The organism is Pseudomonas sp. 2,4-D (assembly GCF_030418155.1).
GTDB classification, from domain to species: domain Bacteria; phylum Pseudomonadota; class Gammaproteobacteria; order Pseudomonadales; family Pseudomonadaceae; genus Aquipseudomonas; species Aquipseudomonas alloputida.
Window position 1 is genome coordinate 1 of the sequence record NZ_JAUHUI010000075.1, and the last position, 7,846, is coordinate 7,846.

The following is a 7,846-nucleotide window of genomic DNA, read 5'->3' on the forward strand; positions in this document are numbered from 1 at the left end:
GGAAGGGCGGAAAGGTGAATAGGCGCCTGCATCGTGAATGAATGTCTACTTGATGTGAAAGCGCACAACCCAAAAGCCCAAAGCTTTAGCGCCGGTTCTGATCGGGCGTACAGTCCGTTTGCGATGGCGACGCCGACTCACCTTTCCGCCCTTACGGCGGGTCCCTTTTTGTCGTGGCAAAAAGGGACCAAAAACCGTCGGCTCCCATCATCCGGCCCCTACGCTGCGCTCCGGGGTCCCCTCGCTCCGGCCTTGCTCCCGGGAGCACGCGCTGCAGGCCCCATCCATGGGGCCTCAGCGCTTGACGGGCATCCATGCCCGTCATCTCCCTCCGCAAGGCCTGCGCTCGGCCTCCTGAAGTCGCAATCTGCGTCGCCTGAACTACCGCGCGCTTAGAAGCAAGATCAAAAGCGAAAAGCGCTCAGCGCCGCACCTGCTTGAGGGTTTCGGCAATCAGGAATGCCAACTCCAGCGACTGATCGGCATTCATCCGCGGATCACAATGGGTGTGATACCGGTCAGACAACGCATCCTCGGTGATCGGCCGGGCACCGCCGATGCATTCGGTGACGTTCTGCCCAGTCATCTCGATATGGATACCGCCGGCATGGCTGCCCTCGGCCTGGTGTACTTGGAAGAACTGCTTCACCTCATCCAGAATCTGCGCAAAATCGCGGGTCTTGTAACCGCTGCTGGCCTTGATGGTGTTGCCGTGCATCGGGTCGGAACTCCACAGCACCTTGCGCCCCTCGCGCTCGACAGTGCGGATCAGCCCCGGCAAGTGGTCGCCAACCTTGCCCGCGCCCATGCGCACGATCAGGTTCAGACGCCCCGGGTCGTTGGCCGGGTTGAGCGTGTCGATCAGGCGGATCAGCTCTTCGGGGTTCATGCTCGGGCCAACCTTGACCCCGATCGGGTTGTGCACGCCACGCAGGAACTCCACATGAGCGCCATCGAGCTGGCGGGTGCGGTCGCCGATCCACAGCATGTGCGCCGAGCAGTCGTAGTAGTCGCCAGTCAGGCTGTCCTGGCGCACGAAGGCTTCTTCATAGTTCAGCAGCAGCGCTTCGTGGGCCGTGAAGAAGCTGGTTTCGCGCAGTTGCGGCGCACTGTCCAGGCCACAGGCACGCATGAACGCCAGGGTTTCATCGATGCGATTGGCCAACTGGTGGTACTTGTCGGCCAGCGCCGAGTTGGCAATGAAGTCCAGGTTCCACTTGTGCACCTGGTGCAGGTCGGCAAACCCGCCTTGGGCGAACGCGCGCAGCAAGTTGAGGCTGGCGGTGGCCTGGTGGTAGGCCTGCAGCAGGCGTTCCGGGTCCGGAATGCGGCTTTTGGCGTCGAAACCGATGCCGTTGACAATGTCGCCACGGTAGGCGGGGAGGGTGACGTCGCCGATGGTTTCATCGCCAGATGAGCGCGGTTTGGCGAACTGCCCGGCCATACGCCCCACTTTCACCACCGGGCAGCCGGCGGCAAAGGTCATGACAATGGCCATTTGCAGCAACACCTTGAAGGTGTCGCGGATTTTTGCAGCCGAGAACTCGGCGAAGCTCTCGGCGCAATCGCCGCCCTGAAGCAGAAAGGCACGGCCTTCGGTGACCTCGGCGAACTGCCGGCGCAGCTCGCGCGCCTCACCCGCGAACACCAGCGGCGGGTAGCTGGCCAGGGTCTGTTCAACCTTCAGCAGGTGCGCGGCATCGGGGTAGGTCGGTTGCTGCTGGATCGGCAGGGCGCGCCAGCTGTCGGGGCTCCACGGTTGGTTCATCTTGGGCTCGGTCTTGTCGGTTGTAGGCTATGGGCCATGGTAACAGTTGGCGCTGCGCTTGTTGCATCAAGGGTGTTGGCGGACAATGCGCGTTTTTGCGCAGGTGGGTGGTGGACATGACGGCGGAACGGCAAGAGCGGCTGCTGGCACGGGTAGAAGATGCTTTTGGCGTCATCAGCGTGTACGAAGTAGACGACTACCGGTTTCTGGAATTCGGCGATGCGATCGAGCAAAGCTGCGTGTTCACGGCCGACCCCAGCTGGCTGGAGTACGACTACACCCGCGCCATGCTGGTGGGGGCGCTGTGTCACGAACTGCCGGAGAGTGCGCTGTTTCTGGGCCTGGGCGCCGGCACGCTGACCCAGGCCTGCATGAAGTTCCTGCCGCTGGAAGACATCGAGGCCATCGAGCTGCGCCCGGATGTGCCGCGCCTGGCCATGGATTACCTGGGCCTGGACGACGACCCGCGGCTGTATGTGCGCATCGGCGATGCGCTGGAGCTGCTGCCCACGGCAGAGAAGGCCGACCTGCTGTTCGTTGACTTGTACACCGACCATGGTCCTGGGGTCGGGCACCTGGCGTGGAACTTTCTGGAGAACTGCCAGCAGCACCTGAACCCGGGCGGCTGGCTGGTGATCAACCAATGGGCCACTGATGATGGCAGGCCGCTGGGCGCGGCATTGCTGCGCGGGTTGTACCACCGGCATTACTGGGAACTGCCTGTGAAGGAGGGCAATGTGATTCTGCTGGTGCCGGCAGACCTGGAGCAGTCGCTGGACCTGGACGGTTTGAGAGCCCGGGCCGAGGCGCTGGCGCCGCGTTTGGGGTACAGCCTCGAGGGGCTGATCCGCGAGATTCGGCCGGCTACCTGAAAGGCTCAACCGCTCCGACACCGAGCGCGTAAGGCTTAAAGGGATTATCGATTCAGCCTGTTGCGCGCGATGGCCCGATACTGGCCCTGCCTCCATGAAAATTTTCCTCACGTACGCGACTATTTCAGGTATAGTACGCGCCGGTCTTTTAGCGGACCTCAAAATCAGGTGGTGCAAATCCTCCGAGTCCAGCTTCGGCTGCGCGTCCGCTAGGCGGACCTTCCCAAGTTTTCTTTTTCAATCGTTTTCGCAAATCCCCGCCGCCAAAGCTGCCTGGGTGACCTGACGGTCTTTCAAGGCATGTGCAGCTTTGGAGCATGGGTCTTTGCGGATGCACCTAGAGGCAGACCCATGACCCAGGAAACCGGCGGCTTCGCCGCTCTCGATCTTAACCCGAACATTGTTGCTGCCGTTGTGGCTACCGGCTACGAAGAGCCGTCCGCCATTCAGCAACAATCGATCCCGATCATCCTCGCCGGTCACGACATGATCGGCCAGGCGCAGACTGGCACCGGCAAAACCGCTGCCTTCGCCCTGCCGATCCTGAACAAGATCGATGTGAGCAAGCGCGAACCGCAAGCCCTGATCCTGGCGCCAACCCGTGAGTTGGCGCTGCAAGTTGCTACCGCTTTCGAAACCTACGCCAAGCAGATGCCGGGCGTGAACGTTGTCGCCGTCTACGGTGGTGCCCCGATGGGCCCACAGCTGCGTGCGATCCGCAACGGCGCGCAAATCGTCGTGGCCACCCCGGGCCGTCTGTGCGACCACCTGCGTCGTGACGAAAAAGTCTTGTCGACCGTACAGTACCTGGTACTGGACGAAGCCGACGAGATGCTGAAGCTGGGCTTCATGGACGACCTCGAAGTGATCTTCGACGCAATCCCGGCTACCCGTCAGACCGTACTGTTCTCCGCAACCCTGCCGTCGTCGATCCGTTCGATCGCCGAGCGTCACCTGCGTGAACCCAAACACGTCAAGATCCAGACCAAGACCCAGACCGTTACCGCGATCGAGCAGGCCCACCTGATGGTCCACGCGGACCAGAAGATCCCGGCTGTGCTGCGTCTGCTGGAAGTGGAAGAGTTCGACGCGCTGATCGCCTTCGTGCGTACCAAGCAAGCCACCCTGGACCTGGCCGCCGCGCTGGAAGCCAAAGGCTACAAGGCTGCTGCACTGAACGGCGATATCGCCCAGAACCAGCGTGAGCGCGTGATCGACTCGCTCAAGGATGGCCGCCTGGACATCGTCGTCGCCACCGACGTCGCTGCCCGTGGCCTGGACGTACCGCGCATCACTCACGTATTCAACGTTGACATGCCGTACGACCCGGAGTCCTACGTACACCGTATCGGCCGTACTGGCCGTGCCGGTCGCGATGGCCGTGCACTGTTGCTGGTTACCCCGCGTGAGCGCCGCATGCTGCAGGTGATCGAGCGTGTTACCGGGCAGAAGGTTGCCGAAGCGCGCCTGCCGAATGCCCAGGCCGTGCTGGATGCCCGCATCAAGAAGCTGACCTCGAGCCTGGCGCCGCTGGTAGCCGAAGCAGAAGCCACCCATGGCGAGCTGTTCGACCGCCTGACCACCGACCTCGGTTGCAGCGCGCGCGCCCTGGCTTCGGCCCTGCTGCGCAAGGCCACCAATGGCCAGGCGCTGGACCTGGCGGCGGTAGAGCGTGAGCAGCCGCTGGTGCCGAGCTTCGCCCCGCGTGGTGAGCGTACCGAGCGCGGTGAGCGTGGCGAGCGTCCTGATCGTGGTGACCGTGAGCGCCGTGCACCGCTGCCGTTGGCCGAAGGCCGCGTGCGTTGCCGTACCGCCCTGGGTGCCCGTGATGGTATCGCTGCCAAGAACCTGCTGGGTGCGATCCTCAACGAAGGTGGCCTGGCGCGTGACGCTATCGGCCGCATCCAGGTGCGCGACAGCTTCAGCTTGGTCGAGCTGCCGGAAGACGGCCTTGAGAAGCTGCTGTCCAAGCTCAAGGACACCCGCGTGGCTGGCAAGCAGCTGAAGCTGCGTCGCTACCGCGAGGATTGATCCTGGCGTAACGAAAAAATCCCCGGCTTAGGTCGGGGATTTTTTTTACCTGTACCGGCCCTTTCGCGGGCAAGCCCGCTCCTACAGGTACCCCACAGATTTCAGTACCTGTAGGAGCGGGCTTGCCCGCGAAGAGGCCCTTCAGTCGAACCGATAGATGTCCATCCCCAGCGCGCCCAGGGTAAACCCCTGATGCACCACGCCGAACTTGCTCCCGGCCCCGAGGGCAAAGAACAGCGGCAGCAAATGCTCATCACTGGGATGGTTGCGCACCGCAAACGGCGCCTGCTGCCGGTAATCCAGCAACGCCGCCTGGTCATCCTCCTCCAGCCGGTCTACCACCCAATCCCTGAACGCCAGCGCCCACGGCTCGATCACATCCGGCCCTGCATGCCAGTCCAGCTCACCCAGGTTGTGGGTAATGCTGCCCGAACCTATCAGCAGTACATCCTCGGCACGCAACCCCGCCAGTGCCTGGCCCACCTTCAGCTGCAGCGCCGGCCCCATGTGGCTGGGCAGGGAAACCTGCACCACGGGAATGCTCGCATCCGGGTACATCAGCGACAGCGGCACCCAGGCGCCATGGTCGAATGGGCGTTGCATGTCCAGCCGCGCGGGTAACCCCGCAGCCTTCAACCGCTCACTGACCTGGCCAGCAAGCCCGGGCTCGCCCGGCGCCGGGTACTGCACCGCATACAGGGCCGGTGGGAAGCCGTGGAAGTCATGCCAGGTTTCGGGCTGTGCGCTGCCGGTGACCAGCAGCTCGCGGCTTTCCCAGTGTGCCGACACCACCACGATCGCTTTCGGCCGAGGCAGCGCGTTGGCCAACCCGGACAGTGCCGGCCCGCTGGCGCCGGGTTGCAGGGCAAGCATGGGGGAACCATGGGAAATGAACAGGCTGGGCAGCATGGCGGGGTCCTGAAGGTTAAGATGCAACCATCTTCGATTAAGTACAGATCGAAATCCAAACCAAGTTTTACCGACAAATCATCAAAAAATCGGGAGTGATCATGGAACCAGCGTTCTGGCAGCAACGGTGGGCCGACAACCAGATCGGCTTTCACCAGGCGCAGGTGAACCCCTATCTGCAGACGTATTGGCCACAGTTGCAGTTGGCGCCCGGCAGCCGTGTGCTGGTGCCGTTGTGTGGCAAGAGCCTGGACTTGGCCTGGTTGGCAGGGCAGGGCCATCGCGTATTGGGTGTGGAGCTGTCGCGGCGGGCGGTGGAGGATTTTTTCCGTGAGCACGGGCTTGAGGCCGAAGTGCGGCAGCAGGGCGCATTTGAGGTTTGGCGCAGTGGAGATGTGCAGCTGTGGTGTGGCGACTTCTTTGCCTTGCGGGCAGAGGATGTGGCTGACTGCGTGGGGCTGTATGACCGGGCGGCGGTGATTGCGCTGCCGGTGCAGATGCGTGCGCGGTATATGCAGCTGTTGTCGGGTTTGCTGCCGGCGAATTGCCGTGGGTTGGTGGTGACGCTGGAGTATGACCAGTCATTGTTGGCCGGGCCGCCGTTTTCGGTCAGGGATGAAGAGCTGAGGCAGGGGTTTGCGGGGTGGCAGGTGGAGCAACTGGAGGCTGTGGAGGTGATTGAGGAGAGCCCGAAGTTTGTGCAGGCCGGGGCGTCGAGTTTGTTGGAGCGGGTGTACCGGCTCAGCCGGTAAGCAGATAGGGCAGGCTGCGCCGGCCCATGTGGGAGCGGGCGTGCCCGCGAAACAGGCGAAGCGGTAGATGGCACCGGCTTTGCCGGTGTTCGCGGGCGCGCCCGCTCCCTCAGAAACTGCGTGAGGCCGGGTGAATAAAAAAGGGCGACCGAAGTCGCCCTTTGTTTTTATCAGGTGGATCAGCCGCGCTGGCGCAGGGCCTCGATGCGGTCTTCCAGCGGTGGGTGGCTCATCAGCAACCCAGCCAGGCCGTGCTTGAGGCCGCCATTGATGCCGAAGGCCTTCATGGTGTCCGGCATGTGCACTGGCAGGCCTTGTTCCACGCGCAGGCGCTGCAGGGCGCCGATCATTGCCGCGGTACCGGCCAGCTGCGCACCGGCTTCGTCGGCGCGGAATTCGCGGCGGCGCGAGAACCACATCACGATCATGCTGGCCAGGATGCCAAGGATCAGCTCGGCAACGATGGTCGCCACATAGTAGGCAATGCCTTGGCCCTCTTCGTTCTTGAAGATGACCTTGTCGACAAAGTTGCCGATGATGCGTGCAAAGAACATCACGAAGGTGTTCACCACGCCCTGCACCAGCGCCAGGGTGACCATGTCGCCGTTGGCAACGTGGCCGATTTCGTGGGCCAGTACCGCGCGCACTTCATCGGGCGAGAAGCGCTCCAGCAGGCCCTGGGACACCGCGACCAGCGCGTCGTTGCGGTTCCAGCCGGTGGCGAAGGCGTTGGCCTCGTAAGCCGGGAAGATACCCACCTCAGGCATTTTGATGCCCGCTTCGCGGGACAGCTCTTCGACCGTTTGCAGCAGCCATTGCTCGTGGCGGGTGCGCGGCTGGCTGATGATCTGGGTGCCGGTGGTCATCTTCGCCATCCACTTGGAGATGAACAGCGAGACGAGGGAGCCGGCAAAGCCGAACACGGCGCAGAACACCAGCAGGCTGCTGAGGTTCAGATCGACCCCGTTGGCGGCCATGAACCCGTTGAAACCGAACAGGCTCAGGGTAATGCTTGCAACCAGCACCACCGCGAGGTTGGTGGCTACAAACAACAGAATGCGCATCATGGTTGTTACGTTCTCCTGACGGATGAGTTGTCGCTTACTGCGGGGTATATAAGGGGCCTGCCGCGCCGATTCAATCGGGGGACTATTTCAAACTGTGTACGGCGGAGTATGGCAGAGGATGGCGTGTGGGCTGTGGGATAGAGCGTTGCAGGATGTAAGAAACATTCGGCTTGGGGTTGCGTCAAGGCCGCTGGGTGTTTGCCGCAAGTGGTGTGGCGCCTGTGAGATCGAGCGCCGCTCGCGCGGCGCTTCGCGGGTAAACCCGCTCCTACGTTTGTTTCGGGCCAATTATGCCTGTGGGATTTGCGCGCGAACGCCCTGGCGCATGGCTCGATATCGCGTCGTACGAACAAGGCGATCGCGCGCTCCTGGCACAGGATGGACTGGCCCGAAACAAACGTAGGAGCGGGTTTACCCGCGAAGCGCCGCGCGGGCGGCGCTCGATCT

General features: G+C 62.9%; 5 protein-coding genes and 1 pseudogene. 3 read left to right on the forward strand and 3 right to left on the reverse strand.

Annotation, left to right across the window (positions count from 1 at the left end):
- Positions 1-421 precede the first annotated feature (421 nt).
- Positions 422-1,768, reverse strand: coding sequence for a class II 3-deoxy-7-phosphoheptulonate synthase (locus tag QYE47_RS26955; RefSeq protein WP_010952895.1), 1,347 nt, complete (start codon positions 1,766-1,768; stop codon positions 422-424).
- Positions 1,769-1,884: 116 nt separating this feature from the next.
- On the opposite strand from QYE47_RS26955, the gene QYE47_RS26960 reads away from it, so the two are divergent.
- Both QYE47_RS26960 and QYE47_RS26965 read left to right on the forward strand, forming a co-directional pair.
- Complete coding sequence (locus QYE47_RS26960; RefSeq protein WP_003247095.1) at positions 1,885-2,640, forward strand: spermidine synthase; 756 nt, start codon at positions 1,885-1,887, stop codon at positions 2,638-2,640.
- 317 nt (positions 2,641-2,957) lie between these two features.
- Positions 2,958-4,671 (forward strand): annotated as a pseudogene (locus QYE47_RS26965) (DEAD/DEAH box helicase).
- A 141-nt stretch (positions 4,672-4,812) separates the two neighbouring features.
- On the opposite strand, the gene QYE47_RS26970 reads toward QYE47_RS26965, so the two are convergent.
- On the reverse strand, positions 4,813-5,580 hold the full coding sequence (locus tag QYE47_RS26970; protein ID WP_014591952.1) for a class III extradiol ring-cleavage dioxygenase: 768 nt from the start codon (positions 5,578-5,580) through the stop codon (positions 4,813-4,815).
- A 101-nt stretch (positions 5,581-5,681) separates the two neighbouring features.
- Here QYE47_RS26970 and QYE47_RS26975 point away from each other — a divergent pair, with 101 nt between their 5' ends.
- Positions 5,682-6,332: a thiopurine S-methyltransferase gene (locus tag QYE47_RS26975; protein WP_014591951.1), complete on the forward strand. Its 651-nt coding sequence runs from the start codon at positions 5,682-5,684 to the stop codon at positions 6,330-6,332.
- 179 nt (positions 6,333-6,511) lie between these two features.
- On the opposite strand, the gene htpX is transcribed toward QYE47_RS26975, so the two are convergent.
- Positions 6,512-7,399 (reverse strand): protease HtpX, encoded by an 888-nt coding sequence (gene htpX, locus QYE47_RS26980; RefSeq protein ID WP_010952899.1) that lies wholly within the window; start codon positions 7,397-7,399, stop codon positions 6,512-6,514.
- Positions 7,400-7,846 lie beyond the last annotated feature (447 nt).

Coding starts and splice junctions, on each gene's coding strand:
- QYE47_RS26955 (WP_010952895.1), bottom strand. CDS start 1,768: ATGAACCAACCGTGGAGCCCCGACAGCTGGCGCGCCCTGCCGATCCAG.
- QYE47_RS26960 (WP_003247095.1), top strand. CDS start 1,885: ATGACGGCGGAACGGCAAGAGCGGCTGCTGGCACGGGTAGAAGATGCT.
- QYE47_RS26975 (WP_014591951.1), top strand. CDS start 5,682: ATGGAACCAGCGTTCTGGCAGCAACGGTGGGCCGACAACCAGATCGGC.
- QYE47_RS26970 (WP_014591952.1), bottom strand. CDS start 5,580: ATGCTGCCCAGCCTGTTCATTTCCCATGGTTCCCCCATGCTTGCCCTG.
- htpX (WP_010952899.1), bottom strand. CDS start 7,399: ATGATGCGCATTCTGTTGTTTGTAGCCACCAACCTCGCGGTGGTGCTG.